24 protein-coding genes and 1 pseudogene are annotated in these 26,433 nt (G+C 70.4%); 9 read left to right on the top strand and 16 right to left on the bottom strand.

Annotated elements, in window-relative coordinates; translation table 11 throughout:
* A pseudogene (locus tag ABT004_RS28445) lies at positions 1-364 on the top strand (amino acid permease); the annotation flags it as partial.
* Here the strand turns inward: ABT004_RS28445 and ABT004_RS28440 are convergent.
* The 13 genes from ABT004_RS28440 to ABT004_RS28380 all read right to left on the bottom strand — a co-directional run bounded on the left by ABT004_RS28440 (position 361) and on the right by ABT004_RS28380 (position 12,033).
* A complete protein-coding gene (locus ABT004_RS28440) occupies positions 361-753 on the bottom strand; it encodes a YccF domain-containing protein (RefSeq protein ID WP_351342367.1) in 393 nt (130 codons plus the stop codon). The pseudogene ABT004_RS28445 and the gene ABT004_RS28440 sit on opposite strands and share 4 nt — an antisense overlap.
* Positions 750-1,613, bottom strand: a complete 864-nt coding sequence (gene htpX, locus ABT004_RS28435) for a zinc metalloprotease HtpX (RefSeq protein WP_351342365.1) — start codon at positions 1,611-1,613, stop codon at positions 750-752. Before htpX ends, ABT004_RS28440 begins: the two co-directional genes overlap by 4 nt.
* A 184-nt stretch (positions 1,614-1,797) precedes the next feature.
* Positions 1,798-2,253, bottom strand: a complete 456-nt coding sequence (locus ABT004_RS28430) for a large conductance mechanosensitive channel protein MscL (protein WP_351342363.1) — start codon at positions 2,251-2,253, stop codon at positions 1,798-1,800.
* An 83-nt stretch (positions 2,254-2,336) separates the two neighbouring features.
* Positions 2,337-3,848, bottom strand: a complete 1,512-nt coding sequence (locus ABT004_RS28425) for an NADH-quinone oxidoreductase subunit N (protein ID WP_351342370.1) — start codon at positions 3,846-3,848, stop codon at positions 2,337-2,339.
* 20 nt (positions 3,849-3,868) lie between these two features.
* On the bottom strand, positions 3,869-5,461 hold the full coding sequence (locus ABT004_RS28420; protein WP_351342361.1) for a complex I subunit 4 family protein: 1,593 nt from the start codon (positions 5,459-5,461) through the stop codon (positions 3,869-3,871).
* Positions 5,462-5,467: 6 nt separating this feature from the next.
* Complete coding sequence (locus ABT004_RS28415; protein WP_351342359.1) at positions 5,468-7,495, bottom strand: NADH-quinone oxidoreductase subunit 5 family protein; 2,028 nt, start codon at positions 7,493-7,495, stop codon at positions 5,468-5,470.
* Positions 7,492-7,890: an NADH-quinone oxidoreductase subunit NuoK gene (gene nuoK, locus ABT004_RS28410; RefSeq protein ID WP_351342357.1), complete on the bottom strand. Its 399-nt coding sequence runs from the start codon at positions 7,888-7,890 to the stop codon at positions 7,492-7,494. The genes ABT004_RS28415 and nuoK overlap by 4 nt, the downstream gene beginning before the upstream one ends.
* Positions 7,890-8,501 carry an NADH-quinone oxidoreductase subunit J family protein gene (locus tag ABT004_RS28405; protein WP_351342355.1) on the bottom strand — a complete coding sequence of 204 codons (612 nt, stop codon included), beginning with the start codon at positions 8,499-8,501 and terminating at the stop codon, positions 7,890-7,892. The genes nuoK and ABT004_RS28405 overlap by 1 nt, the downstream gene beginning before the upstream one ends.
* Positions 8,498-9,106, bottom strand: a complete 609-nt coding sequence (locus ABT004_RS28400) for a NuoI/complex I 23 kDa subunit family protein (RefSeq protein ID WP_351342354.1) — start codon at positions 9,104-9,106, stop codon at positions 8,498-8,500. Before ABT004_RS28400 ends, ABT004_RS28405 begins: the two co-directional genes overlap by 4 nt.
* Positions 9,106-10,074, bottom strand: a complete 969-nt coding sequence (locus ABT004_RS28395) for a complex I subunit 1/NuoH family protein (RefSeq protein WP_351342352.1) — start codon at positions 10,072-10,074, stop codon at positions 9,106-9,108. Before ABT004_RS28395 ends, ABT004_RS28400 begins: the two co-directional genes overlap by 1 nt.
* Positions 10,071-11,000 carry an NADH-quinone oxidoreductase subunit C gene (locus ABT004_RS28390; protein WP_351342350.1) on the bottom strand — a complete coding sequence of 310 codons (930 nt, stop codon included), beginning with the start codon at positions 10,998-11,000 and terminating at the stop codon, positions 10,071-10,073. Before ABT004_RS28390 ends, ABT004_RS28395 begins: the two co-directional genes overlap by 4 nt.
* Entirely contained in the window at positions 10,997-11,629 is a 633-nt protein-coding gene (locus ABT004_RS28385; protein WP_351342348.1) for an NADH-quinone oxidoreductase subunit B, read from the bottom strand. The genes ABT004_RS28390 and ABT004_RS28385 overlap by 4 nt, the downstream gene beginning before the upstream one ends.
* Positions 11,630-11,634: 5 nt before the next feature.
* Positions 11,635-12,033 carry an NADH-quinone oxidoreductase subunit A gene (locus tag ABT004_RS28380; protein WP_351342346.1) on the bottom strand — a complete coding sequence of 133 codons (399 nt, stop codon included), beginning with the start codon at positions 12,031-12,033 and terminating at the stop codon, positions 11,635-11,637.
* 194 nt (positions 12,034-12,227) lie between these two features.
* On the opposite strand from ABT004_RS28380, the gene ABT004_RS28375 reads away from it, so the two are divergent.
* The 8 genes from ABT004_RS28375 (at position 12,228) to ABT004_RS28340 (ending at position 22,984) form a co-directional block, all read left to right on the top strand.
* The gene (locus ABT004_RS28375; RefSeq protein WP_351342344.1) at positions 12,228-13,421 is read left to right on the top strand and encodes a sensor histidine kinase; all 1,194 of its coding nucleotides are present in this window, start codon (positions 12,228-12,230) and stop codon (positions 13,419-13,421) included.
* A gap of 167 nt (positions 13,422-13,588) precedes the next feature.
* The gene (locus tag ABT004_RS28370; protein WP_351342342.1) at positions 13,589-15,043 is read left to right on the top strand and encodes a sensor histidine kinase; all 1,455 of its coding nucleotides are present in this window, start codon (positions 13,589-13,591) and stop codon (positions 15,041-15,043) included.
* A gap of 496 nt (positions 15,044-15,539) precedes the next feature.
* Entirely contained in the window at positions 15,540-16,199 is a 660-nt protein-coding gene (locus ABT004_RS28365) for a LuxR C-terminal-related transcriptional regulator (protein ID WP_351342368.1), read from the top strand.
* Positions 16,200-16,449: 250 nt separating this feature from the next.
* Positions 16,450-18,396, top strand: a complete 1,947-nt coding sequence (locus tag ABT004_RS28360) for a 2-oxoacid:acceptor oxidoreductase subunit alpha (protein WP_351342340.1) — start codon at positions 16,450-16,452, stop codon at positions 18,394-18,396.
* Entirely contained in the window at positions 18,389-19,474 is a 1,086-nt protein-coding gene (locus ABT004_RS28355) for a 2-oxoacid:ferredoxin oxidoreductase subunit beta (protein WP_351342339.1), read from the top strand. The genes ABT004_RS28360 and ABT004_RS28355 overlap by 8 nt, the downstream gene beginning before the upstream one ends.
* Before the next feature lie 192 nt (positions 19,475-19,666).
* Positions 19,667-20,680 carry an EamA family transporter RarD gene (gene rarD / locus ABT004_RS28350; RefSeq protein ID WP_351342337.1) on the top strand — a complete coding sequence of 338 codons (1,014 nt, stop codon included), beginning with the start codon at positions 19,667-19,669 and terminating at the stop codon, positions 20,678-20,680.
* Positions 20,677-21,126: a VOC family protein gene (locus ABT004_RS28345; RefSeq protein ID WP_351342336.1), complete on the top strand. Its 450-nt coding sequence runs from the start codon at positions 20,677-20,679 to the stop codon at positions 21,124-21,126. Before rarD ends, ABT004_RS28345 begins: the two co-directional genes overlap by 4 nt.
* Before the next feature lie 259 nt (positions 21,127-21,385).
* Positions 21,386-22,984: an SLC5/6 family protein gene (locus ABT004_RS28340; RefSeq protein ID WP_351342334.1), complete on the top strand. Its 1,599-nt coding sequence runs from the start codon at positions 21,386-21,388 to the stop codon at positions 22,982-22,984.
* Between the two features lie 22 nt (positions 22,985-23,006).
* Here the strand turns inward: ABT004_RS28340 and ABT004_RS28335 are convergent, their stop codons facing one another.
* From ABT004_RS28335 to ABT004_RS28325, 3 genes are all read right to left on the bottom strand, one after another.
* Positions 23,007-23,876: an ABC transporter permease gene (locus ABT004_RS28335; protein WP_351342332.1), complete on the bottom strand. Its 870-nt coding sequence runs from the start codon at positions 23,874-23,876 to the stop codon at positions 23,007-23,009.
* Positions 23,863-24,819 carry an ABC transporter ATP-binding protein gene (locus tag ABT004_RS28330; RefSeq protein ID WP_351342330.1) on the bottom strand — a complete coding sequence of 319 codons (957 nt, stop codon included), beginning with the start codon at positions 24,817-24,819 and terminating at the stop codon, positions 23,863-23,865. Before ABT004_RS28330 ends, ABT004_RS28335 begins: the two co-directional genes overlap by 14 nt.
* 66 nt (positions 24,820-24,885) lie before the next feature.
* Positions 24,886-26,136, bottom strand: coding sequence for a LolA family protein (locus ABT004_RS28325; RefSeq protein WP_351342328.1), 1,251 nt, complete (start codon positions 26,134-26,136; stop codon positions 24,886-24,888).
* Positions 26,137-26,433: the final 297 nt, after the last annotated feature.

The following is a 26,433-nucleotide window of genomic DNA, read 5'->3' as shown; positions in this document are numbered from 1 at the left end:
CCGGCCGGGCCCCGGGGCGCCCGCGCCACCCGCGATCCCGGGTGCCGCGGCGGGCCGAGCTCGCGGTCGGGGTCGTGGTGGCTGTCGTGGCGGCCTTCGGCGACGTACGCGGGGCGATCGGGTTCTCGTCGTTCGGCGTGCGGGTGTACTACGCGATCGCCAACGCCTCGGCGTGGACGCTGAGTTCCGCGGTACGCGCGCGGGTGCTGCCGGCGTTCGGGGCCGCGGGGTGCCTGGCGCTGGCGTGCTCGCTGCCCGCGTCGTCCGTCGCGGCGGGTGCGGGTGTCATCGCCCTGGGGCGCTCGCCTACGTGGTCCGGCTACGCGCGCGTAGTGCGCACGGCACCGGAGGCCGCGAGGCCTAGCGTGCCGCGAACGGCTGGTCCGTGGGCACGATTTCGCGGCCGAGCGGCAGCAGTGAGACCGGGATCAGCTTGAAGTTGGCGATGCCGAACGGGATCCCGATGATCGTCACGCACAGGGCGAGGCCCGTGAAGATGTGCGCCAGGGCCAGCCACCAGCCCGCGAGGATCAGCCACAGGACGTTGCCCACGCAGGAGGGCGCGCCCGCGTCCCTGCGCTCGACGGTCGTCTTCCCGAAGGGCCACAGGGCGTAGACGCCGATCCTGAAGGAGGCGATACCGAACGGGATCCCGATGACCGTGATGCAGAGCAGCACGCCGGCCAGCAGGTAGCCGAGGAACAGCCAGAAGCCGCTCAGGATCAGCCAGATGACGTTGAGGATTGTCTTCACTGTTGGCGACCTGCCATCTGCTCGAGCCGGGAAATGCGCTCCGCCATCGGCGGGTGCGTGGAGAACATCTTCGACATTCCCTGGCCGGGGCGGAAGGGGTTCGCGATCATCATGTGGCTCGCCGTCTCGATGCGTGGCTCCGGGGGCAGGGGCAGCTGCTTCGTGCCCGCCTCGAGCTTGCGCAGGGCGCTCGCCAGGGCCAGCGGGTCCCCGGTCAGCTGGGCACCGGAGGCATCGGCCTCGTACTCGCGGGAGCGGCTGATGGCGAGCTGGATCAGGGACGCCGCGAGCGGCCCCAGGATCATGATCAGGAGCATTCCGAAGATGCCGGGTCCCTCGTCGTCGTTCGAGCGGCCGACCGGGATCAGCCACGCGAAGTTGACCAGGAACATGATCACGGAGGCGAGGGCTCCGGCGACCGAGGAGATCAGGATGTCCCGGTTGTAGACGTGGCTCAGCTCGTGCCCGATGACACCGCGCAGCTCGCGCTCGTCCAGGATGCGCAGGATTCCCTCGGTGCAGCACACCGCGGCGTTGCGCGGATTGCGGCCCGTCGCGAACGCGTTCGGCGCCTCCGTAGGAGAGATGTACAGGCGCGGCATGGGCTGACGCGCCTGTGTGGAGAGCTCGCGCACCATCCGGTACAGCGCGGGTGCCTCGAATTCGCTCACCGGGCGGGCGCGCATCGCACGCAGGGCCAGCTTGTCGCTGTTCCAGTACGCGTACGCATTCGTCCCCAGGGCGATGACGAGCCCGACGATGAGCCCCGTACGGCCGAAGAAGCTGCCGATGACGAGGATGAGGGCGGACAGGCCTCCGAGGAGTACGGCGGTCTTCAACCCGTTGTGCCGGCGGTGCACGGTACGTCCTCCTGATGGTGCGGCAGGGGAACCCACTGCTTGCTGATCTGCTGCTTCCACTGGGGCTGGAGTCTGTGTGTGTTTCCACGTCCAGTGGACCCTCCCTGACTGGTCAACGCCAGACGAGGAGGACGAGTTCCCTTGTCCGCCCGGGACGCGCCGTGCGGGCGGTAGGCCGACCGGGTCAGCGCTGCTGCGGCATACCCGCCAGCTCCAGGGCGTTCGAGTCCGCCTCGATCTCGCTCGTGCAGTGCGCACAGCGGGTGGCGATGCCGGGGATCTGGGTGTAGCAGCGCGGGCAGTCGCGCAGGGCCGCCTTGATGTCGACGGGCTTGCCGCGGTCCAGGCGTGCCTGGAGCTTCATCATCGGGACGACGATGCAGAAGTAGAGCACCGCGGCGGTGATCAGGAAGGCGATGATCGCGCTGACGAACTTGCCGTACGGGAAGTCGGTGCCCTCGACCGTGAAGTGCGCCTCACCGAAGTCGCCGGTGGACTTCGTGGCGACGCCGATGAGCGGCGCGATGAACGCCGTACTGAGTGCGGTGACCACAGCCGTGAACGCGGTTCCGACCGCGAGGCCGATGGCCATCGTGATGATGTTTCCGCGAAGGATGAAGTCCTTGAACCCGCTCAGCACGACGCCTGTCTCCTTGATGTGGGGCTGTGGTCATTGGTGTGGGGCCAGTGGCGGCCCGTACGTGTGGTGCCGTACGAGGGTGCCTAGAAGAGGCCCGTCGAGGCAAAACGAAGGACCAATTGGGGTGCGCCGGAGAGAGCCACTCCGATGACGGCTGTGACGGCGATCGCCGCGGTGAGCGGCCTGGACGCACGGTGGACGGCGGGTTCGCCTTCAGGAGCGCGGAAAAGGGTCGCGGTCCACTGGAGGTAGTAGACGAGCGCGATCACGACGTTCACGGCCATGACGACGGCGAGCCAGCCGAGCCCCGCGTCGACGGCCGCAGAGAAGACCGTGACCTTCGCGAACAGGCCGATGATGCCCGGCGGCAGGCCCGCAAGGCACAGCAGGAAGAAGCCCAGGACGAGCGCGGCGAGCGGGTGCGAGGCGTACAGGCCCCGATAGTCGCTGAGGCGGTTCAGCGGCTTCGTACGGGCGACCAGAGCGGCCACCGCGAACGCGCCGAGGTTCACTGCGGCGTACATGAGTGCGTACGCGAGGGTGGAGCCGATCGATTTCTGGGGGTCGTCCGAGTAGGCGGCCGCGGCGATCGGCACCAGGAGGTAGCCGGCCTGGCCGACGGAGGACCAGGCGAGCAAGCGGACGGCGCTGTACGCGCGCGTGGCCTGCTGGCGGATGGCGGCCACGTTTCCGACGGTCATGGTCAGCGCGGCGAGCGCGGCGAGGGCCGGACCCCACACGTCGGCGTACGAGGGGAACGCGACGACCGTGACGAGGATGAGGCCGGAGAAGCCGACGGCCTTGCCGATGACCGACAAGTAGGCGGCGATCGGCAAGGGCGCGCCTACGTAGGTGTCGGGTACCCAGAAGTGGAACGGTACGGCGGCCGTCTTGAAGGCGAAGCCCACGAGGGTGAGTGCGACGCCGGTCTGGGCCAGGGTGTGGAACTGCCCGTCCACGTGGGTGAGTTCGGTGGCGATCCGCGTCAGGTGCAGGGTGCCCGTGGAGGCGTACACGAAGCTCACGCCGAGCAGGGTGACGGCGGTCGCGGTGACCGAGGAGAGAAAGAACTTCAGGGCCGCGTCGGAGGAGCGCCTGTCACCGTGCTTGAGGCCCACGAGGGCGAAGGCGGGGAGCGAGGCGACTTCCAGGGCGACGACGAGCGTGGCCAGGTCGCGGGACGCGGGCAGCAGGGCCGCGCCCGCGGCGGAGGACAGCAGGAGGAACCAGAACTCCCCTTCGGGGAGAGGCTTCTTCGCGTCCTTCGCGTCTTTCAGGGAGCTGATCGAGAGCAGCGCGGTGAGCAGTGCGCCGGCCAGGACCAGGAACTGGATGACGAGCGTGAAGCGGTCCGCCGTGTAGCTGCAGGCGTCGTACGAGGCACCCTTGAGGCAGAACGTGGAGCGCTCGTCCCCGATCAGCGGCAGCAGCGCGAGCGCCGCGGCCACCAGGCCCGCGACGGAGATCCAGCCCAGGAGCGGCTTGCGGCGCTCTTCCACGAACAGGTCGGCGACCAGGACGACGAGGGCCACGACCGCCGCGATCGTGGGCGGCGCGATGGCGACCCAGTCGACGGACTGGACGAGGGACGCCACGGAGGGCGCGGCGACGGCGATCACTGGATGCCTCCTGCGAGGAGCTTCTGCACGGCGGGGTTCGTGAGGCCGAGCAGGGCGGCGGGCCACAGGCCCGCGAGGACGGTGAGGGCGACGAGCGGGGTCCAGGTGGCGAACTCGTAGCCGCGCACATCGGCGAGCACGGGTGCCTCAGGAGCCGCCGGGGCTTCCTTCGGGCGGGGGCCCATGCAGACGCGGCGGACCACGATGAGCATGTACGCGGCGGTGAGCAGTGTGCCGAAGGCCGCGATCGACATGAAGACCAGGAACGCCGGGCGGCTGAGGTCGTCGGCGGGCTTGAACGCGCCGAACAGCGCGAGCATTTCGCCCCAGAAACCGGCGAGCCCCGGCAGTCCGAGCGAGGCGACGGCGGCGAACGCGAGGAGGCCGCCGAGCCGGGGCGCCTTGCCGTACAAGGCCATGCCGCCCTGCCCGGCCAGCGCGTCGAGGTCGCTGGTACCGGCCCGGTCCTTGAGCGCGCCGACGAGGAAGAAGAGCAGGCCGGTGATGAGGCCGTGGGCGATGTTGGCGAACAGTGCGCCGTTCACGCCGGTCGGGCTCATCGTCGAGATGCCGAGCAGCACGAAGCCCATGTGACCGACGGAGGAGTACGCGATGAGGCGCTTGAGGTCGCCCTTCGCGCCCTGCTTGGCAAGGTTCAGGCAGGCCAGGGACCCGTAGATGATCCCGACGACGGCGAGCGCGGCTAGGTACGGCGCGAAGGTCAGCATCCCGTCGGGCGCGATGGGGAGCAGGATCCGGACGAACCCGTACGTGCCCATCTTCAGCATGACGCCGGCGAGGAGGACCGAGCCGACGGTCGGGGCGGCGGTGTGGGCGTCGGGCAGCCAGCTGTGCAGCGGCCACATCGGGGTCTTCACCGCGAGCCCGATCCCGATCGCCAGAACGGCGATGACCTGTACTGATGTGGTCAGGCCCCGGCCGTTGTCAGTGGCGAGTGCCATGATGTCGAACGTGCCCGACTTAACGCCGATAAGGAGAAGACCGAGCAGCATCACGACCGAGCCGAGCAGCGTGAAGAGGATGAACTTCCAGGCTGCCTGCGCTCGTTGCTCGCCGCCCCAGCGGGCGATGAGGAAGTACATCGGGATGAGGACCATCTCGAACGCGAGGAAGAAGAGAAGGAGGTCCAGGACGGCGAAGGTCGCGAGCGTGCCCGATTCCAGAACGAGGATCAGGGCGACGAAAGCCTTGGGGGACGGCCCGGCCGGCATGTGGAAGTAGGAGTACAGCGCGCACAGGAACGTCAGCAGCGCCGTGAGCACGAGGAGGGGGAGGGAGATGCCGTCGATGCCGAGGTGGATACGCACGTCGAGCGCGGGGATCCAGCTGATGTCGGTCGTCGCCTGCATCCTTGACGGCTGGTCGTGGTCGAAGCCGAGCGTGAGGACGATCGCGGCGATGAGGATCACGCCGGTCACGGTCACGCCGTGGCGGAGCACGGCCTGGTCCGGGGAGTTCCCCTTCAGCCCTGGAGGGGCCGGGAGGAGAGCGAGAGCGGCACCGATGAGCGGGCCGACGACGATCAATGCGAGAAGGAACTGCATCACGGATTCGCTGATATCGATCACGGCTGCTCACGCTCCGGCGGTGGCGACGAGGACGACGGCGACCACCAGAACGACGGTGCCTGCGAGCAGTGCGCTGAGGTAGGTCTGCACGTTTCCGGTCTGGGCCCTGCGCACGGCCCAGCCCAGCGCCTTCGGTGCTTCGGCCGCCCCGCGTACGTAGGTGTCGACGACGGTGCGGTCGAGGAAGCGGACCAGTGCGGCGCCGGCCTGCACCGGACGGACGAAGAGCGCCGCGTAAACAGCGTCGAGGTGGAAACCGACGGCCGCGTGGCGGTGCAGTGGGCCGAGCAGGAGACGACCGGGGTCGGCCGGGTCGGGGGCGGCGGCGATGTCCCCGTACGCGGGGGTGTGTGTCGCGATGGCCTCGGCTTCGACCAGGCCGGCGTCGCCGGACTCGGTGTCGACCGCGACGGCGCCGATCGGGGTGCGGTGGGCCGCCATCGCGGTGGTGTGGCGCCAGGCCGCGTAGGTGACCAGGCCGCCGACGAGCGCGAAGCCGGTGCCGAGGACGGAGGTGGTCAGCGTCGGGGTGAGGGATGTGCCGTCGAACCAGTCGGGGAGCACGCCCGCGAGCAGCCCGAAGCCGAGGGAGGGGATCGCCAGGACCCACAGGACGACGTTCATCGTGACCGGCTGCTTGCCGTGGTCGGGGGCCTCGGCACCGCTGCCCTTGAACGCGAGGAGCCAGAACCGGGTCGCGTAGGCGGCGGTGAGCAGGGCCGTGATCAGGCCTGCCACGAGGACGATCCAGCCGGACGCGGTCGGCGCGGTCAGCGCTCCGTTCTCGTGACCGGTGGCGGTGTGCTCGGCGGCGCCGAGGACGGCCTCCTTGGAGAAGAAGCCGCTGAACGGCGGGATCGCGGCGAGTGCGAGCAGCGCCACGGTCATGGTCCAGAAGGCGTCCGGCACGCGGTCGCGCAGGCCCTTCATGCGGGACATCGCGGCCAGCGAGTTGGTGCCCGCGGCATGGATGATCACGCCCGCACCGAGGAACAGCAGCGCCTTGAAGGCGCCGTGCGAGAGGAGGTGGAAGACGGCGGCGTCGCGGCTGCCGACAGCCAGGGCCCCGGTCATGTAGCCGAGTTGGCCGACCGTGGAGTACGCGAGGACGCGCTTGATGTCGTCCTGGGCGAGCGCGGCGAGGGCCGAGCCGAGCATGGTCACGGCGGCCATGAGCGCGAGGACGATCAGCGCTGCCTGCGAGGCGGCGAAGACCGGGAGGAGACGGGCGACGAAGTAGACGCCGGCGGCGACCATCGTCGCGGCGTGGATCAGGGCGGAGACGGGTGTGGGGCCCGCCATCGCGTCGGGCAGCCAGGTGTGCAGCGGGAACTGCGCGGACTTGCCCGCCACACCGGCAAGCAACAGGAGGGCGATCAGGGTCGGGTGGTCGAGGCCACCCTCGCTCGTGACCTTGCCCAGGATCGTCGTGATGCGGAACGAGCCCGTGTCCACTGCGAGCGCGAACAGGCCGATGAGGAAGGGGACGTCGCCGAGCTTCGTGACCAGGAACGCCTTGAGGGAAGCGGAGCGCGCCTCGGGGGTCTCCCAGTAGTGGCCGACGAGGAAGTACGAACAGATGCCCATGACTTCCCAGCCGACCAGCAGGACCATCAGGTCGCCGGAGTAGACGACCAGAAGCATCGCGGAGGTGAAGAGGGAGACGAGGGCGGCGTACGAGGGGTAGCGCGGGTCGTCGCGCAGATAGCCCGTCGAGTAGATCTGCACGCAGGTCGAGACCAGGCCGACGAGGACGGCGACGAGGGCGGCGAAGCCGTCGATGTGCAGGGCGAGTTCGATCGGCACGGAGCCGGTCGGGGCGAGCTGCGTGTGCGCGTCGAGGGCGGTGGTGCCGTTGCCCGTGCCGCCGCCCTGGTCGAGGGCGACGACGACGGCGAGGGCCAGCGTCGCCAGCGTCGGCAGGACGGCCAGCGGGCGGGCGAAAGCGGGGGCCGTGCGGCCGAGGAGCAGGCCGGCGACGGCGCCGAGGAACGGCAGGAGGGGGACGAGGACGGCGAGGTTCGTCGTGGTCACGCGGTGGCCTCGGCCTTCTCGTCCGTGCTGCCGGCGGTGGCGGCCGCCGGGGTCTCGGACGGGTCGTGCGGGTCGTCGTCCGGGTCGTGGGGCTCGGCGGAGTCGCGCAGCTTGTCGATGTCCGACGTGCCGCGATTCCGGTGGACGGCCAGGACGATCGCCAGGCCGATGCCGATCTCGGCGGCGGCGATGGCGATGGTGAACAAGGTCAGGGCCTGGCCCGCGTGCAGGGTGTCGCGCAGCCAGACGTCGAAGGCGACGAGGTTCAGGTTGACGGCGTTGAGCATCAGCTCGACCGACATCAGGACCAGGATCGCGTTGCGGCGGGCCAGTACGCCGTACAGGCCCGTGCAGAAGAGGAGGGAGGAGAGGACGGCGGGGTAGGCGAGGTGCATCAGCGGGTTCCCTCACCCTCGGACGTCGCGGGGGCCGTGCCGGTGTTCTTCCTGCGGGACAGGACGATCGCGCCGACCAGGGCGGCGAGGAGCAGGACCGACAGCGCCTCGAACGGCAGGACCCAGTGCTTGAAGAGGATCGAGCCGGTCACGTCCGTGCTGCCCTGCACAGGGCCGTCGAGGTCGATCCAGGTCGTGCGGAACGCGTCGACGACGACCCAGATCAGGGCGGCGGCGGAGGCGATGGCCACGGTCAGGGCGGCCCAGCGGTTGGGGCTGTCCGCGTCCGGGGAGCGGCCGATGGGCGCGCGGGTCAGCATCAGGCCGAACAGGAGGAGGACCACGACGGAACCGACGTAGATGAGGACCTGCACCCAGGCGATGAACTCGGCTGTGAGCAGGAGGTACTCGACGGCGAGGCCGCCGAGGGCGACGACCAGCCACAGGGCGGCGTGCACCAGTTGCTTCGTGGTGACGGTGACGATCGCCGCGGCGAAGGTCACGAGGCCCACGAGCACGAAGGCGATCTCGACGCCCGACGGGGAGAGGAAGCCAGGACTGTCGGCTGCCGTGGCGACGGCCGTCGATGCGGCGAGGTTCGTCGTGGTCACGCGGTGGGCTCCTCTCCGGACTCGGGCGGGGCGGCGACCGGGGGGTCCTGGGCGGATGCCTCCTGGGCTGATGCCTCCTCGGCAGCCGCCAGTTTGTCGGCGGTTTTGCGGGCTGCCGTCAGTTCCTTGGGGTCCTCGGCCGCGGGGTCGAGGGCAGGTGGGGACGGGACCGTCCACATCCACTCGCGGAGCTTGTCGCGTTCGTGGGTGAGCTCGCGGATGTCGGTCTCGGCGTACTCGAACTCCGGGGACCAGAACAGTGCGTCGAAGGGGCACACCTCGATGCAGATACCGCAGTACATGCAGAGGGAGAAGTCGATGGCGAAGCGGTCGAGGACGTTGCGGCTGCGCTCGCGGCCGCCCTCGACGGACGGTGGCACCGTCTCCTTGTGGGAGTCGATGTAGATGCACCAGTCGGGGCACTCGCGGGCGCACAGCATGCAGACCGTGCAGTTCTCCTCGAACAGACCGATCACGCCGCGGGTGCGGGGCGGGAGTTCGGGCTGGTGCTCCGGGTACTGCTCGGTGACGGTCTTCTCCGTCATCGTGCGGAGGGTGACGGCGAGGCCCTTGGCCAGGCCGGACCCCGGGAAGTTCGCGGGCATCAGTTGATCGCCACCTTCACGATTCCGGTGAGCGCGATCTGCGCGAGGGCGAGGGGGACGAGGGTGGTCCAGGCGAGCTTCTGCAGCTGGTCCTCGCGCAGTCGCGGGTACGTGACGCGGAGCCAGATGACGACGAAGGCCAGGACGGCGGTCTTGAGCAGGGTCCACACCCAGCCCAGGCCGTCGGCGCCCCACGGGCCGTGCCAGCCGCCCAGGAACAGCACCGTGGTCAGCCCGCAGAGCACCACGATGCCCGCGTACTCGGCGAGCAGGAACAGGGCGAAGCGCAGGCCCGTGTACTCGGTGTACGCGCCGAAGATGATCTCCGAGTCGGCGACCGGCATGTCGAAGGGAGGCCGTTGCAGTTCAGCGAGACCCGCCACGAAGAAGACCAGGGCGCCGGCGATCTGCCAGGGCAGCCACCACCACTCGAAGGCGTCGAGGATGCCGGGAAGGGAGACCGTTCCCGCGGCCATGGCCACGGAGGCCGCCGCGAGCAGCATCGGCAATTCGTACGCCAGGAGTTGGGCGGCCGTACGCAGACCGCCCAGGAGGGAGAACTTGTTGGCGCTCGCCCAGCCCGCCATCAGCGAGCCGAGGACGCCGACGCCCATGACCGCGAGGACGAAGAAGATGCCCGCGTCGATGGCCGCGCCGACCGCGCCGTCGCCGGGGCCGACCGGGATGGCGAGCAGCACGAGGAGGTACGGGAGGAGGGCCACGGCGGGGGCGATTTGGAAGACGCGGCGGTCGGCGTCGGCCGGGACCACGTCCTCCTTCTGCGCGAACTTGACGCCGTCGGCGACCAGTTGGGCCCAGCCGTGGAAGCCGCCCGCGTACATGGGGCCGAGGCGGCCCTGCATGTGCGCCATGACCTTGTGTTCGGTCTGACCGACGACCAGAGGCAGCACCAGGAAGGCGACGAAGACGACGACGAGGCGCAGGGCGACGTCGAGAGCGTCGTTCACTCGTGGCCTCCGTTGTTGTCCGTCGGGTTCTCTTCCGGGGTGGCTTCTGGGGCGGTCTCCGGAGTGGCCTCCGGAGTGGCTTCAGAGCCGCCTTCCGAGGCGGCTTCAGAGGCGGCTTCCGGCTTCGGTGACTCCTCGTCGAAGGCCGGCTTGGCGTGGTGCCAAGGGGCGTCGTTCGAGGGAGGCTTCGACGCGGGCGCAGGCACGGGCTCCGGGGCCTCCGCAGGCGCGGCCGCCTGACTCGCCGAGCCCTGACTCGCGGACCTGGTGCGCCGCGGCGGACGCTCCCCCGCCGCGCGCCCTGCGGCGCCGGCGCCCGCGGCGCGCGCGCCCCGCGCGGGTCGGGCCGGTGCGGGCGGCAACTGCCCCTTCATCGGCCCCCATTCGTTCGGGTCGGGAACGCCGGGTGGCAGCATCTGGCGCCGCTTGGGGCCGCCGTGCTCGGATTCGCCCGGCTCCTTGGCGCCGGGCCACGCCTTCGCGACGCGGGCCGCGAGCACGAAGTCCTTGCGCAGCGGATGGCCTTCGAAGCCGTCGGGCAGGAGGAGCGGGTCGAGGCCCGGGTGGTCGGTGAAGTCGACGCCGAACATCTCGTGCGTCTCGCGCTCGTGCCAGGCCGCGCCCGCGTACACGTCGACCGCGGACGCGAGCACGGGTGCCGCGTGCGGAACGGTCGTGCGCAGCAGCAGACGGCGTACGACGCCGGGGCCCACCACAGCGACGTGCGCGCACACACGGAACCCGGCCTCCGGCTCGTCGACCGCGCTCAGCCAGTCGAAATACGTGCACCCCAGCGTCGTACGTGCCGTCGTCAGAGCCGCGATCCACTCGGCCGCCGGCACATCGACGGTCAGCAGGTCGTACGCCTCCTCGACCGTGGCCTCGGCGCCGAACAGTTCCTCCACAGGAGCCGGGAGCCAGCTCATCGGTCACCCCCGGCGTCCGAACCCGCTTCCCCGGAAGGCGCCGGCGGCGCCACGAGACCGCTGCTCAGCGCCGCCGTCGAGGGCCGGCCCGCCGCCGCGTCGGCGGACGCGTACCGCTCGCCGAGCGACTCGCGGGCGATCTTCTCCTGGAGCTTGAGAATGCCCTGGAGCAGCGCCTCGGGACGGGGCGGGCAGCCGGGCACGTACACGTCGACGGGGATGATCTGGTCGACGCCCTTGGTCACCGAGTACGAATCCCAGTACGGGCCACCGCAGTTGGAGCAGGCGCCGAACGAGATGACGTACTTCGGCTCGGGCATCTGCTCGTACAGCCGCTTCACGGCGGGCGCCATCTTGTCGGTGACCGTGCCGGACACGACCATCAGGTCGGCCTGGCGCGGGCCCGGGGCGAACGGGATCACGCCCAGCCGGATGAAGTCGTGGCGCGCCATGGACGCGGCGATGAACTCGATGGCACAGCAGGCCAGGCCGAAGTTGAAGACCCAGAGCGAGTACCGGCGGCCCCAGTTGAGGACCACCTTCATCGGCTCGGGGGCCAGGCGCGAGAGCACGCCCAGCTTCTTCGGTTCGGGCAGGTACACCGGCTCCGAGGGGGTCACGTCACTCACGTCATTCACGCCCACGTAAGGACGCCCTTCTTGTATGCGTACAGCAGGCCCACGGTGAGGAAGCCGAGGAAGATGAACATCTCGACGAGGGTCGTCGCGCCGTATCCCGGCGCGGCGAAGACCGTGGCCCAAGGGAAGAGGAAGATCGAGTCGACCGCGAAGATCACGTAGAGGAAGGCGTACACGTAGTAGCGGACTTGGGTGTGGGCCCAGCCGTCCCCGACGGGGTCGACGCCGCATTCGTACGTGAGGAATTTTTCCCTGGTGGGAACCACCGGGCGCAACAGCTTCCCCGAGCCGAAGGCGACGGCGACGAAGAGCACGCCGACGACGGCGAGCAGCCCGACGACCGAGTACGACTGGAAGTAGTCCGCCGCGATGACGGTCACGTCCGATCCCGTCACGTACCTGCGCCCCTCGCGAGTTCGTTGTGTTCGACGATCTGTACGCACGGGAGTCTAGGCCCTGTTAAAGGGACGGTAAGCAGTCCGGGGCCGAGGGGCCTCGGCGAACGGGGCCTCGTGGTGGGGTTAACCCCCGCTCAACTTGGCGGCCGTCCTCATGGTGCCGCGCCCCGGGCCAGGGCATTCTTGCCGCTATGACCGAGCCACTCGACACTCCCGAAGACCAACCGGTGCTGCCCCCGCCACGACTCGGGTACGACAGCGCCACGTGGAAGGAGATCGCCTATCTCCTGAGCAGCTTCCCGCTGTCCATCTTCGGGTTCGTGTACGCCGTCACGATGGTGGCCCTCGGCGCGGGGCTCACGGTCACGGTGATCGGGCTCCCGCTGATCGCCGCCGGACTCAGGGGCGCACGGCTGCTCGGCAAGGCGGAGCGCGGGCGGGCGCGGGCGCTGCTCGGCGTGCGCATCGAGGAGCCGAGCCCGCTTCCGATGCGGCGCACGGGCGGCTTCTTCGGCTGGCTGTGGACCGGGCTCAAGGACCCGGTGGGCTGGCGCACGGTGCTGTACGAAGTGATCCGGTTGCCGTGGGCCGTGCTGACGTTCACGATCACGCTGGTCGGCCTCTTCGTGCTGTGGCCGGTGCTGCCGTTCATCGCGCGCGGTCTGGGGAACGCGGACCGGGCGATAGTGCGGGCATTGCTCTCCCCCTCCGACGAGTTGGAGCGGCGGATCGCCGAACTCGAGTCGGACCGGGGCGTCGTCGTCGACACGGCTGCCGCCGACCTGCGGCGCATCGAGCGCGATCTGCACGACGGGGCGCAGGCCCGGCTTGTCAATCTGGCCATGGGACTCGGCCTCGCGAAGGAGAAGCTCCTGGAGGGCCAGGCCGACGACGTGGTGGCGGCGATGGTCGACGAGGCGCACGGCGAGGTCAAGCTCGCTCTGCAGGAACTCCGGGACCTGGCGCGCGGAATCCACCCCGCGGTGCTCACCGACCGCGGGCTCGACGCGGCCCTGTCCGCCGTGGCCTCGCGTTGCACGGTGCCGGTGAAGGTGACGGCCGAGCTGTCGGGCCGGCCGGCGGAGGCGATCGAGGGCATCGCGTACTTCACGGTCTCCGAGCTGCTCCAGAACGTGAGCAAGCACAGCGGCGCGCGGTCCGCCTCGGTGGACGTGTGGCGCTCCCAGGACCGGCTGCTCATACAGGTGTGGGACGACGGGCGGGGCGGCGCGAGCCTGGACAAGGGGACCGGCATGTCGGGCCTCGCGGAGCGGCTCGACGCAGTCGACGGTCTGTTCGTCGTGGACTCGCCGGACGGCGGTCCGACCACGGTCACGGCGGAGCTTCCGTGGCGCGACAGGACCGAGCCGATACGGCACGGGTAGGGAAAACCCCCGGTCGAAGACGCCGACCCGTCGCATGGTCGCGGGACGCGCCCGCGAGGAGGCTTGTAGCAGAGCCGGAGAAAGCAGAGCCCGAGAAAGCAGAGCGACGGCTCCCCCGGCGGGCCTCAGCAGCCCCGAGCAGACCCGAGCAGAACGGACGGACACCGATGGCCACGCACCAGTACGGATATCGCGAGCAGAGCGACGCGCCGGCGTATTCGTCCACGAACTCGTCCGCGTACTCGTCCTCCTACGAGGACCGCGGCTACGACTCGGACTCCGGCCGCGGCTACGACCACGACGGCGGTCGCGGCGCCGGTTCCGGCCCCCGCCGGGGTCTGCGGCGGCTGCCGGCCGGGCTGCGGGCGCCGATCGAGGGGCGGGCGTGGCGGGAGTTCGGGTATCTGATGCTCAGCCTGCCGCTCAGCATCATCGGGTTCGTGTGGGCCGTGACGATGACCTCGCTGGGTGTGGGCCTGCTGATCACGTTCATCGGGGTCCCGGTGCTCGCGGCGGCGCTCGCCGGGTCGCGCGGGCTCGGGGCGCTGGAGCGGGTGCGGGCGCGCGGGCTGCTCGGCGTCGAGGTCGGTACGCCGGAGCCGCTGCGGCCGCGCACGGGCGGGCCGATGGGATGGGTGGGGGCGACGCTCAAAAGCGGCGTCTCGTGGCGGCATCTGCTGTACGGGGTGCTGCACATGCCGTGGGCGGTGTTCGGGTTCGCCGTGGGGCTGAGCTTCTGGGCGACCGGCTGGACGATGCTCACGTATCCGGTGTGGCGGTGGGTGTTCCCCACGTACGTGGGGCAGGACGGGATTCAGTTGTACGGCGACTCCGGCCACGCCGTGTATCTGGACAACCCCTTCGAGATCACGGTGACCGCGGGGCTCGGGCTGCTCGTCACGCTGGCCACGCCGTGGGTGATCCGGGCGCTGACGACGGTGGACCGGCTGATGGTGGTGGGGCTGCTCGGCCCCTCGCGGCTCCAGTCGCGCGTGGTGGAGCTGGAGTCGGACCGGGGCGTCGTGGCCGACACGGCGGCGGCCGACCTGCGCCGCATCGAGCGCGATCTGCACGACGGGGCGCAGGCCCGCCTTGTCAACCTGGCCATGGACCTCGGGGTGGCCAAGGAGAAGCTCGGCGAGGACCCGGCGACGGCGGCGCGCATGGTGGACGAGGCGCACGGCGAGGTGAAGACGGCGCTGCAGGAGTTGCGGGACCTGGCGCGCGGGATCCATCCGGCGGTGCTCACGGACCGGGGGCTCGACGCGGCGTTGTCGGCGGTGGCGTCGCGGTGTGCGGTGCCGGTGCAGGTGGAGGTCGACCTGGCGGAGCGGCCGGCGCCGGCCATCGAGGGCATCGCCTACTTCACGGTGTCCGAGCTCCTGCGGAACGTGAGCGAGCACAGCCGGGCCACGCGGGCGATGGTCGACGTGTGGCGGTCGCAGGACCGGTTGATGGTGCAGGTGTACGACAACGGGAGCGGCGGAGCGGTGGCCTCCGGCGGTTCGGGGTTGGCGGCGCTGGCCGGGAGGCTCGACGCGGTCGACGGAATCTTGGTGGTCGAGTCGCCCGAGGGTGGGCCGACGCGGGTGACGGCGGAGCTGCCGTGGCGTCGGGCCTGACACGGGGTTGAGCCCCCGGTCACCCTCGCCCGGCCCCGCGGCCTTCGCCGCACCGTGGCCGGGCCCCTTGGCTGCCGTCGCGCCGCACCGTGGTGCCGCCTTGCCCACCCTGCCGCCCAAGGCGGCAGATTGCCCAGGCGGGACGGCACCTTTTGCCCAGGCGGGACGGCACCATTTACCCAAGGCGGGACGGCACCATCAAGCCCGAGCCGGCAAATCAAGCCCTGCCGGCGGGCAATCAAGCCCCGTCGGCGGACAATCAAGCCCCGCTTGTGGACGAGAGCCCGCGGGGTCCGGGGCGGAGCCCCGTGACGTGGGAACGGCCGGCCGCCACCACGCGGGGCGCCAAAGCACCCACCCGCACCCCCCACCCGCACATTGCCCCACGCACACCCCCCGATCCTGGAATGCTGGGGGCATCAGGATCGATCGATCCCGGCGCGCACCGTGCCGGGACGCTCGTGCGGCTGGGGGGCCTAAGAACGTGGAGGACAAGGTGCGGGTCGTCATCGCAGAGGATTCGGTGCTGCTGAGGGAGGGCCTGACCCGCTTGCTCACGGACCGCGGACACGAGGTCGTCGCGGGCGTCGGCGACGGGGAAGCGCTGGTCAAGACCATCATCGAGCTGGCGGAACTGGCACAGCTGCCGGACGTGGTCGTCGCGGACGTGCGGATGCCGCCGACGCACACGGACGAGGGCGTGCGCGCCGCGGTGCGCCTGCGGGCCCGGTTCCCCGACCTCGGGGTGCTGGTCCTGTCGCAGTACGTGGAGGAGCAGTACGCCACGGAACTGCTCGCCGGATCGAGCCGTGGCGTCGGGTACCTGCTCAAGGACCGGGTCGCCGAGGTCCGGGAGTTCGTGGACGCGGTGGTGCGGGTCGCCGAGGGCGGCACCGCGCTCGACCCCGAGGTCGTCGCGCAGCTGCTCGGCCGCAGCCGTAAGCAGGACGTGCTGGCGAAGCTCACGCCGCGCGAGCGCGAGGTGCTCGGGCTGATGGCGGAGGGGCGTACGAACTCGGCGATCGCCCGGCAGCTCGTGGTGAGCGACGGCGCGGTCGAGAAGCACGTCAGCAACATCTTCCTGAAGCTGGGACTGTCCCAGAGTGACGGGGATCACCGCCGCGTACTGGCGGTCCTGACCTACCTCAATTCATGAACATCTGACACCCTGTCAGATACCGCGAGCACCGTAGGGCGCCACAGAACCATCGACCGACCGAGCGCGTCTCCACAGGGGAACCACCCAGGGGAATCCCCACACAAATCGGGGCGACCCGCCGTCTCATTTGGCGGTCCACCATGCGAATCGCCTCAGGAAGGCACCCCTTACAGACGTAGGGTGGGGCTGTGGTAGGGCCGGTGGGCCGGCCGTGCCCGCACAGCCGCCTCGAGGGAGGTCCAGTTCAGTGACCAGCCAGGTCAATAGCACCACCGAGCAGGCCGACGGGACCGACAGCGCTGTTGTCGGCGGGCAGCGCACGTCGGCGGGACAATCGAGCAAGGACGTACGGCGTGTGGACCGGGTGATCATCCGGTTCGCGGGTGACTCCGGTGACGGCATGCAGCTCACGGGCGACCGCTTCACTTCGGAGACCGCGTCGTTCGGCAACGATCTCTCCACGCTGCCGAACTTCCCGGCCGAGATCCGCGCCCCCGCAGGAACGCTGCCGGGCGTGTCCTCCTTCCAGCTGCACTTCGCCGACCACGACATCCTCACGCCGGGCGACGCGCCGAACGTACTGGTGGCGATGAACCCGGCCGCGTTGAAGGCGAACATCGCGGACGTGCCGCGCGGCGCCGAAGTCATCGTGAACACCGATGAGTTCACCAAGCGGGCGATGCAGAAGGTGGGTTACGCGGACAGCCCCCTGGAGGACGGGTCGCTCGACGGGTATCACGTGCACCCGGTGCCGCTGACGACGCTGACCGTCGAGGCGCTGAAGGAGTTCGAGCTCTCGCGCAAGGACGCGGGCCGCTCGAAGAACATGTTCGCGCTCGGCCTGCTGTCGTGGATGTACCACCGGCCGACCGAGGGCACGGAGAAGTTCCTCAAGGCCAAGTTCGCCAAGAAGCCCGAAATCATGAAGGCGAACCTGGCGGCGTTCCACGCGGGCTGGAACTTCGGCGAGACGACCGAGGACTTCGCGGTCTCCTACGAGGTCGCGCCCGCCTCCACCGCCTTCCCGACCGGCACGTACCGCAACATCTCCGGGAACCTGGCCCTCTCGTACGGGCTGATCGCGGCCTCGAAACAGGCGGACCTGCCGCTGTACCTGGGCTCGTACCCGATCACGCCGGCGAGCGACATCCTGCACGAGCTCAGCAAGCACAAGAACTTCGGCGTGCGCACCTTCCAGGCCGAGGACGAGATCGCCGGGATCGGCGCCGCGCTCGGCGCGGCCTTCGGCGGCAGCCTGGGCGTCACCACGACGAGCGGCCCCGGCGTCGCTCTCAAGTCCGAGACCATCGGGCTCGCCGTGTCGCTCGAACTCCCCCTCCTCGTCATCGACATCCAGCGCGGCGGCCCCTCTACCGGGCTGCCGACCAAGACCGAGCAGGCGGACCTGCTCCAGGCCATGTTCGGGCGCAACGGCGAGGCCCCGGTCCCGGTCGTCGCACCGAAGACCCCGGCCGACTGCTTCGACGCGGCACTCGAAGCCGCCCGGATCGCGGTCACCTACCGCACCCCGGTCATGCTGCTCTCGGACGGCTACCTGGCCAACGGCTCGGAACCGTGGCGCATCCCCGAGGTCGACGAACTCCCGGACCTGCGCGTCCAGTTCGCCTCCGGCCCGAACCACACCACCGAGGACGGCACCGAGGTCTACTGGCCGTACAAGCGCGACCCGCAGACCCTCGCCCGCCCGTGGGCGATCCCCGGCACGCCGGGCCTCGAGCACCGCATCGGCGGCATCGAGAAGCAGGACGGCACGGGCAATATCTCGTACGACCCGGCCAACCACGACTTCATGGTCCGCACCCGGCAGGCGAAGATCGACGGCATCGACGTGCCCGACATCGAGGTCGACGACGCCACCGGCGAGGCCCGCACGCTCGTCCTCGGCTGGGGCTCGACGTACGGCCCGATCACGGCCGCGGTGCGCCGCCTGCGCACCGCCGGTGAGCACATCGCGCAGGCCCATCTGCGCCACCTCAACCCGTTCCCGCGGAATCTGGGCGAGGTCCTGAAGCGTTACGACCAGGTGGTGATCCCCGAGATGAACCTCGGCCAGCTCGCCACGCTCGTACGGGCGAGGTATCTGGTGGACGCGCACAGCTACAACCAGGTCAACGGAATGCCGTTCAAGGCTGAGCAGCTCGCCACCGCTCTCAAGGAGACCATCGATGGCTGAGACGACCACTGAGGCAAGCGGGGACAGCGCGGACACGCTTCTGTCGCTGGTCCCCAAGGCCGAGGCCAAGCAGTCCATGAAGGACTTCAAGTCCGACCAGGAAGTGCGCTGGTGCCCCGGCTGCGGCGACTACGCGGTCCTCGCCGCCGTGCAGGGCTTCATGCCCGAGCTCGGCCTGGCGAAGGAGAACATCGTCTTCGTCTCCGGGATCGGCTGCTCGTCCCGCTTCCCGTACTACATGAACACGTACGGGATGCACTCCATCCACGGCCGTGCCCCGGCCATCGCGACCGGACTCGCCTCCTCCAGGCGGGACTTGAGCGTGTGGGTCGTGACCGGTGACGGCGACGCGCTGTCCATTGGCGGCAACCACCTCATCCACGCGCTGCGGCGCAATGTGAACCTGAAGATCCTGCTGTTCAACAACCGGATCTACGGACTCACCAAGGGCCAGTACAGCCCGACATCCGAGGTCGGCAAGATCACCAAGTCGACGCCGATGGGTTCGCTCGACGCGCCCTTCAACCCGGTGTCGCTCGCGATCGGCGCCGAGGCGTCCTTCGTGGCGCGCACCGTCGACTCCGACCGCAAGCACCTCACGTCGGTGCTCCGGGCGGCCGCCGACCACCAGGGCACGGCGCTCGTCGAGATCTACCAGAACTGCAACATCTTCAACGACGGCGCCTTCGAGGTCCTCAAGGACAAGCAGCAGGCCGAGGAAGCCGTCATCCGCCTCGAACACGGGCAGCCGATCACCTTCGGGGCCGAGGCCTCGAAGGGCGTCGTGCGCGACGCGGCCACCGGCGACCTCAGGATCGTGCCGGTCACGGAGGAGAACAAGGCGGACATCCTGGTCCACGACGCCCACACGGCGTCCCCGACCACGGCCTTCGCGCTCTCCCGGCTCGCCGACCCCGACACCCTGCACCACACCCCGATCGGCGTCCTGCGCGATGTCGAACGGCCCGTCTACGACGTGCAGATGGGCGACCAGCTCGACGCCGCGATCGAGCGGGACGGCAAGGGCGAACTGGGCGCACTGCTCGCCGGCGGCGACACCTGGACCGTCGCGGGCTGAGCACCCCGCGGACGCACGAAGAGGTCCGGACGCGGAGTACCGCGTCCGGACCTCGCGCGTTTCCCGGACCTCGCACGTTCCACGGCGCGGGCGTCAGGACCGTATGGCGATACGGGCATGACGGGCGGGGCCCGGCGGGGCTACCTTCGTGGGGGCCGCCGCTGGGCTGCCGTGTGTCACGAGGGAGGGTTCATGCAGGACGGAGCGGGCGCGGCACCCGACGGGCGGGACGAGAGCCGGAAAGAGGCGCGCACCGGGCTCCTCAACGGGTTCGCGGCGTACGGGATGTGGGGCCTCGTCCCCCTGTTCTGGCCGCTGCTCAAGCCCGCGGGCGCCGTGGAGGTGCTGGCCCACCGGATGGTGTGGGCGCTGGTCGTCGTCGGCATCGCGCTGCTCTTCGTACGGAAGTGGGACTGGGCGCGCGAGCTGATCCGGCAGCCGAAGCGGCTGGGGCTCGTCACGATCGCCGCGACCGTCATCACCATCAACTGGGGCGTCTACATCTGGTCCGTGAACTCCGGCCATGTCGTCGAGGCCTCCCTCGGGTACTTCATCAACCCGCTCGTCTCGATCGCGCTCGGCGTCCTGCTGCTGAAGGAGCGGCTGCGGCCCGCGCAGTGGGCGGCCGTCGGGACCGGCGTCGTCGCCGTCCTGGTGCTCGCCGTCGGGTACGGGCAGCCGCCGTGGATCTCGCTGGTGCTCGCGTTCTCGTTCGGCACGTACGGGCTCGTGAAGAAGAAGGTGAACATGAGCGGCCTGGAGTCGCTCGCCGCCGAGACCACCGTGCAGTTCCTGCCCGCACTCGCCTACCTGCTGTGGCTGGGGGCGCAGGGCCGCTCGACCTTCGGGACGGAGGGAGTGGGACACGCCGCGCTGCTCGCGTCGTCCGGGCTCATCACGGCCCTTCCGCTGGTGTGCTTCGGCGCGGCGGCGATCCGGGTGCCGCTGTCGACACTGGGGCTCCTTCAGTACCTGACGCCCGTCTTCCAGTTCGTGCTGGGCGTCTGGTACTTCCACGAGGCGATGCCCGCCGAGCGGCTGGCCGGCTTCTCCCTGGTGTGGCTGGCGCTCGCCGTTCTGACCTGGGACGCGCTGCGCACGGCGCGGATCAACCGGACCCGACTGGCCGAGGCGGCGGCAGAATCGGCGCGCCAAACGCCAACTTCCGCCCCGGCGGAGGAAGTTCGGCCTATAACTGGTGCATGACCCTGCACTGGAAGCTCGTCGTGGACGCCGCCGATCCGCACACACAGGCCGAGTTCTGGGCGGCCACCCTCGGCTACGAGATCGAGGACAACGCCGCACTGATCGAGCGGCTCCTCGGGTTCGGCGCCGTGGCCGAGGCCGACACCGTGACACGGTGGGAGCGCCGGTCCTTCCGCGACCTGGTCGCCGTCCGCCACCCTGACGACCCGGTGGACGCGGACACCGGCACCGGGCTCGGCCGCCGGATCCTGTTCCAGCGGGTGCCCGAGGCCAAGGAAGGCAAGAACCGGCTGCACATCGACGTACACACACAGGCCGGGCAGCGGGCGGCCGAGGCCGAGCGGCTCACCGGTCTCGGCGCGCGCCTCCTGAACGAGGTGAAGGGGCAGGGCGGGGAGTGGCTGCTGATGGCCGACCCCGAGGGGAACGAGTTCTGCCTGCACTGACCCGGCGCGTACCCGGCGCGTACCGGGCCGACCGGTCGGCGGCCCGTCCGGTCACCAACTCTTCGCCGAATCCCCTCCGTTCGACTCTCAGCGCTCCTCCTAACCGCCAGTAACCTGTGGTCGACCCTACGGGCGGTCGATGCCCACGTCGCGTCCCGCCCGCGACTGAAGCAACTTGTTCTGCTCCTGGAGGAGCCTTGACCTACGGACGCCTCCTGGGCGCCACCGGCCCGCGCCCGGACCACGGGGACGGTGCGTGATGGGGGACTTCAACGGCAGCCTCACCGTCGCCCTGCTCCTGTTCCTTCTCTTCATCGGCGCCTGCCTGTTCCTGTCGATGTGGGCCAGCCCCGACCTCCGCGTCGGGGACGAGTTCTTCCGCGTCGGCGAGGGCAACCGACTCGGGGCCCGCCTGATCGGGCTCGCCTACGCCGGTGACATCGCGAACGCCGCCGCGATCATGTTCCTCGTCGGGGTCGTGGCCGTGGCCGGCGGCGACGGTGTGGCCGTCGCCACGTGCGCCGCACTCTCACCGCTCCTGATGCGGCAGTGGCTGGCGAAGCGCCTCGCGGGCATCGGCGGGCGGTCGTTCGGCGAGACCGTCACCCGTCATCTGCCCCCGGGGCCCGGCCGCCGTGCCGCCGGCGTCGCCCTGCTCACCGCGACGGTGCCGCTGATCACCGCCCAGTTGCAGCCCATCGGCGACACGGCCCGGATGGTCGGCATCGACGACCTCGCGACCCGGCAGATCCTCATCGTGCTGATGGGTGCCCTGATCGTCGCCTGCGCGGCGATCGGCGCCACTCGGGGCGCGACCGTGCTGCAGCTCGTCAAGATCGGCGGGCTGATGCTCATCGCCCCGATCCTCGCGCTCCTGGTCGTGATCAGGTTCAGCGGGGACTTCGGCGCGCTGGTCAACGCCGCCGACCGGCACCGGAGCGGATCGGCCGGCTTTCTGGAGATGGGCCAGCTCTTCGGCAACGGCCCCATCGGATTCATCGACCTCGCCGCGTTCTGCTCCTGCGTACTGACGGGCGCGGCCTTCATGCCGTACCTCATCGCGCGCTTCACCGACGCTCCGCATCCGCGCGCCGCCCGCCGCGTCGCGGGCGTGGGCTTCGCCGTCATCGCCCCGCTGTGCGCCCTGGCGGCCCTCATCGGCGTCGGCGCGGCGGCCCTCGTGCCCCAGAAGGACCTCGTGTCCCAGGGGCAGTTCGGCGGAAACATCATCACCCGCCTCGCCATCGCCCTGGACGGCTCGGAGGACGGGCTCGGCAAGTGGCTGCTGTTCGGGCTCTGCACCACCTTCCTGACGGTCCTCGCGGCCGCCTCCGTCCTCCTGCTGTCCACGGCCGCCTCCGTCGTCCGCGACCTCGGCGCCGGCGGCCCGGTGGCCAAGCCGGAAGGGCTCAAGGCCGACGGCACGACGAGCATCAGCGCGGGCCGCGCCCGCCTCACCATGAGCATCGTCGGCGGGGTGAGCATTCTGCTCGCCGCCCTCACTCCCGACGTCAGCCCGATGTTCTGGCTGGTCCTGTCCTACACGGTGACGACCTCGTCGGTCCTCCCGCTCGTGATCCACTCGCTGCGCAGCGACCGCCCCATGTCCGCGGCGGCCATGAAGCGCTGCGTCTACGGGAGCACGGCGGCGATCCTGGTCGCCACCTTCTTCTCCCCCTCGGTCTCGGGAAACCCGTACGCGGTCTTCCCCGGCCTGGACTGGAGCTTCTGGCCGTTCTACTCCTCGGTCCTGGTGAGCGCCCCCGTCGGCTTCCTCCTCGCCCGCCCCCGGCGTGGCGACCAGCCGCCGCGGAACGCCGCCCGGTCCGAGACCCCGTATCCCACCAGGACCGTCTGACCGACACTGTCCGCTGCGCGGTTCACGACGTGATGTCCTTCGCCGTGAACCGCGCCCACGCCGCGGAGCCGAACACCGCCGCGTACAAGGCCTGCAGTTCGAGGTTCTTGACCACGTCGTCCCAGTACACCGGCGCGCGCATCAGGTCGGCGAAGGACAGCCACTGGTGCGAGAACAGATAGGGCTGGATCGCGTGCAGCTGCGGGATCTGGTCGAGGATCTGGACGGTGATCAGCAGGCCCACCGTCGTCGCCATCGCCGCGATGCCGCTGCCGGTGAGCGTCGAGACGAACAGGCCGACGGCCGCGATACCGACCAGGGACGCCGCGACCACCAGCGCGATCAGGAACGCGCGCCACAGCCCTTCGCCGAAGCCGATCCGCGTGCCGGAGATGGTGACCACGTCGCCGAGCGGGAACAGCAGCATCCCGGTGAGGAGCGCGGAGACCGCCACCACCAGCGTCGCGAGCAGGCAGAAGGCGAGCACCGTCGCGTATTTGGTGAGCAGCAGACGGGTCCGGCCCGCGGGGGCGACGAGCAGATAGCGCAGCGTCCCGGAGCTCGCCTCGCCCGCCACGGCGTCGCCCGCGACGACGCCGACCGACATGGGCAGGAAGAACGGGAGCGTCGCGGCGAGCGCGGTGAACACCAGGAACAGGCCGTTGTTGGTGATCTGCGCGATGAACGCGGGACCGCCGCCTCCGCCCGCCGACCCGTCCCCGCCCGTCTCGATCTTCACGGCGACACCGATCAGGATCGGCACACCGGCGAGGACCGCGAGCAGGGCGAGCGTGCGCCAGCGGCGCAGGGTCACGGTCAGCTCGCTGCGCAGCAGCCCGAACGTCCACAAGGCCTTCGGCCGGGGCGCCTCAAGCGTCTCAACCCGCGACATCGAAGCCCTCCCCCGTCAGCGCGACGAACGCGTCCTCCAGCGAGGCCCGCTCGACGCCGAAGCCGCGCACGCGCACGCCCGCGGTGACCAGTGCCGTGTTCAGTTCCGCCACGTCCATTTCGGGAGGGGGTGGTTCGGCCGTGACCCGCTCGTCCTCCGTTTCGAGGACGGTCAGCCCGTGCTCCTTGAGGACGCGCGCGGCGTCGGCCGGGTCCGGGGTCGTGACGGCGAGCTTTCCGCGTACGCCCGCGGCCAGTTCGGCGACGGGCCCCTGAGTCAGGAGGCGGCCCTTGGCCATCACCGCGGCGTGCGTACAGACCTGCTCGATCTCGTCGAGAAGGTGCGAGGAGAGAAAGACGGTCGTGCCGTCGGAGGCCAACTCCCGTACCAGGCTTCTGATCTCCCGCATGCCCTGCGGGTCGAGCCCGTTCGTCGGCTCGTCGAGGACGAGCAGCCGGCGCGGTGTGAGCAGGGCCGCGGCAAGGCCGAGCCGCTGCTTCATGCCGAGCGAGTACGCCCTGGCCTTCTTGCCCGCCGCCGCCTCCAGGCCCACCCGGTCGAGGGCCTGTTCGACCCGCGCCCTGCGGGTGCGGGGGTCGGCGGTCGGGTCGGCGGAGTCGTAGCGCAGCAGGTTGTCCCGGCCGGTGAGGAAGCCGTACAGGGCGGGCCCCTCGATCAGCGCGCCCACCTGCGGCAGCACGGTCGACGCCGCGCGCGGCATGGAGTGGCCGAGGACTCGGGCAGCGCCCGAGGTCGGCTCGATCAGCCCCATCAGCATCCGGATGGTGGTCGTCTTGCCGGAGCCGTTCGGCCCGAGGAAGCCGAAGACGGCGCCCTGCGGGACGCTCAGACTGAGCCCGTCGACGGCGAGCTGCCCGCCCCGGTACCGCTTGCTGAGCTCCCGCGTCTCGATGGCCGGATCCGTGACCGGTTGCTCCTCCATGCCCCTCCTCCGCATACGGGTGAGGGGGTGGTGCGCACCACCCCCTCACCGTGAACCACCGCTGAATCAGCCCGCGTTGGCCGCCTTCACCAGCGCGTCCTTGGTGACCGCACCGGCGTACGCCTTCCCGTCCTCGGTGACCAGTACGTTCACGAGGCGGGTCGAGTAGACGGTCCCGGAGCCGAACTCGCCCTTCACCTGGTCACCCAGCGAGCTCAGGAACTTCTGCGCGTCGGGCGGCATCTCGGCCGAGCCCTTGCCCGCGGCCAGGCCACCGGCCTCCTTCGGCAGCTTCAGCTCGGCGATCGAGGTCCAGCCCTTGCCGATGACGTTCAGGTCGTCGAGGCCGCCGGCCTTGAGGTCCTTGGCCTTGAGGTCCTCGGGTGTGGCCCCCCGCTCGTTGCGCTGCGCCTTCGCGACGTCGTCCGCCTCGGTGACCTTCGTGCCCTTCGACGGCTTGAAGTCGAAGGTGGAGGCGGCCGGCTTCGCGAAGTCGACCTTGGTGAAGCCCGCGTCGACCACGGCCGCGCCGCCGCCCGCCGGGGTCAGGCTGAACTTGAGCGGCGTGCCGGTCTTCGCGTCCACGGACACGGTGATCGCGCCGACCGTCGAACCGGACTGCTTCGGCTTGATCTGCAACCGGTACGCGTCCCGGCCCGCGACCTGCGAGGTCCCGTCGACGGTGAACGACGTGGTGTCGCCGCCTGCCTTGAGGACCTCGTCCGTGAGCTCCTTCGGCGTGGCGGGAACGCCCTTCGGGGCCTTCTTCGCGTGGTCGCCCGAGCTGCCGTGGTCCGCGCCCTGCTTCTGCTTCGCGTGGTACGCCTCGTCCGACTTGCTGTCGTAGGCCCACACGTCGTCGCCGTTGTGGATCACGCTGTACTCGGACGTGTCGTCGAGCACCGACAGCTTCTGCCGGTCCGCGCCGTCCGCCGCGACGCGCAGCGTGTGCGAACCGGTGGCCAGCTCGGTCAGCTTCGACTGCGGGTCGGCCGATGAGCCGCCCTCGCCGCCACCCTCGCTGCCGCCACCCATCAGGCCGCCGCCCGCGGCGCCGCCGACGGAGGGCAGGCCCAGGTCCGTGTTGATCTTCACGGTGCCGGAGAGCTGCTCGGTGTCCGACTTGGCGATCTTCTCGATGAGCTGTCGCGCTGTGACCTTCGGAAGGTCCGGGTCGCCCGAGCTGGCGAGCGCCGGAACGAGCCCGATCGTCGCCGCGGCCACCCCCACCACGGCCACGGGGACCGCGTAGCGGAAGACCTTCCGCCGCCCGGCGCCCTCGGTGTCTCCGTTGTCTTCGGATGCGTACGGTGCCATGTTCTTGCCCTACCTCCGTGATCGGCGGCGGCTTACCGTCCTGTGCACTCGTCCAGTCTGCGTCCACCCCGAGCCGCCATTCTCACCCGGATTGGTCTGGGATGGTGTACCCAATCTGACCAAACCGGCCACAAGGAAGCGTCAGACCCCGGGATCAACTCCGCGTACGCCTACGGGATGACACACAGCGGCGGGGGGGGCCCCCCCCCCGAGGGGGGGGGGCGCCCCCCCCGGGGCGGGGGGCGGGGCGCCCCGGCGCCCCGGGCGCGGTCGAACAAGACAACAGCGTAAAAAACT

Source organism: Streptomyces sp. NPDC002790, assembly GCF_040295505.1.
In the GTDB taxonomy this organism is placed as follows: Bacteria; Actinomycetota; Actinomycetes; order Streptomycetales; family Streptomycetaceae; genus Streptomyces.
Note: the sequence above shows the minus strand (reverse complement) of the source record. Positions and strands in the feature narration are given on the sequence as shown.

Bases quoted from the DNA above. Each gene is read 5' to 3' on its own strand.
- ABT004_RS28375 (WP_351342344.1), top strand. From the start codon at position 12,228: ATGACCGAGCCACTCGACACTCCCGAAGACCAACCGGTGCTGCCCCCG.
- ABT004_RS28390 (WP_351342350.1), bottom strand. From the start codon at position 11,000: ATGAGCTGGCTCCCGGCTCCTGTGGAGGAACTGTTCGGCGCCGAGGCC.
- ABT004_RS28355 (WP_351342339.1), top strand. From the start codon at position 18,389: ATGGCTGAGACGACCACTGAGGCAAGCGGGGACAGCGCGGACACGCTT.
- ABT004_RS28330 (WP_351342330.1), bottom strand. From the start codon at position 24,819: ATGGAGGAGCAACCGGTCACGGATCCGGCCATCGAGACGCGGGAGCTC.
- ABT004_RS28335 (WP_351342332.1), bottom strand. From the start codon at position 23,876: ATGTCGCGGGTTGAGACGCTTGAGGCGCCCCGGCCGAAGGCCTTGTGG.
- ABT004_RS28325 (WP_351342328.1), bottom strand. From the start codon at position 26,136: ATGGCACCGTACGCATCCGAAGACAACGGAGACACCGAGGGCGCCGGG.
- nuoK (WP_351342357.1), bottom strand. From the start codon at position 7,890: ATGCACCTCGCCTACCCCGCCGTCCTCTCCTCCCTCCTCTTCTGCACG.
- ABT004_RS28340 (WP_351342334.1), top strand. From the start codon at position 21,386: ATGGGGGACTTCAACGGCAGCCTCACCGTCGCCCTGCTCCTGTTCCTT.
- ABT004_RS28370 (WP_351342342.1), top strand. From the start codon at position 13,589: ATGGCCACGCACCAGTACGGATATCGCGAGCAGAGCGACGCGCCGGCG.
- ABT004_RS28400 (WP_351342354.1), bottom strand. From the start codon at position 9,106: ATGCCCGCGAACTTCCCGGGGTCCGGCCTGGCCAAGGGCCTCGCCGTC.
- ABT004_RS28345 (WP_351342336.1), top strand. From the start codon at position 20,677: ATGACCCTGCACTGGAAGCTCGTCGTGGACGCCGCCGATCCGCACACA.
- rarD (WP_351342337.1), top strand. From the start codon at position 19,667: ATGCAGGACGGAGCGGGCGCGGCACCCGACGGGCGGGACGAGAGCCGG.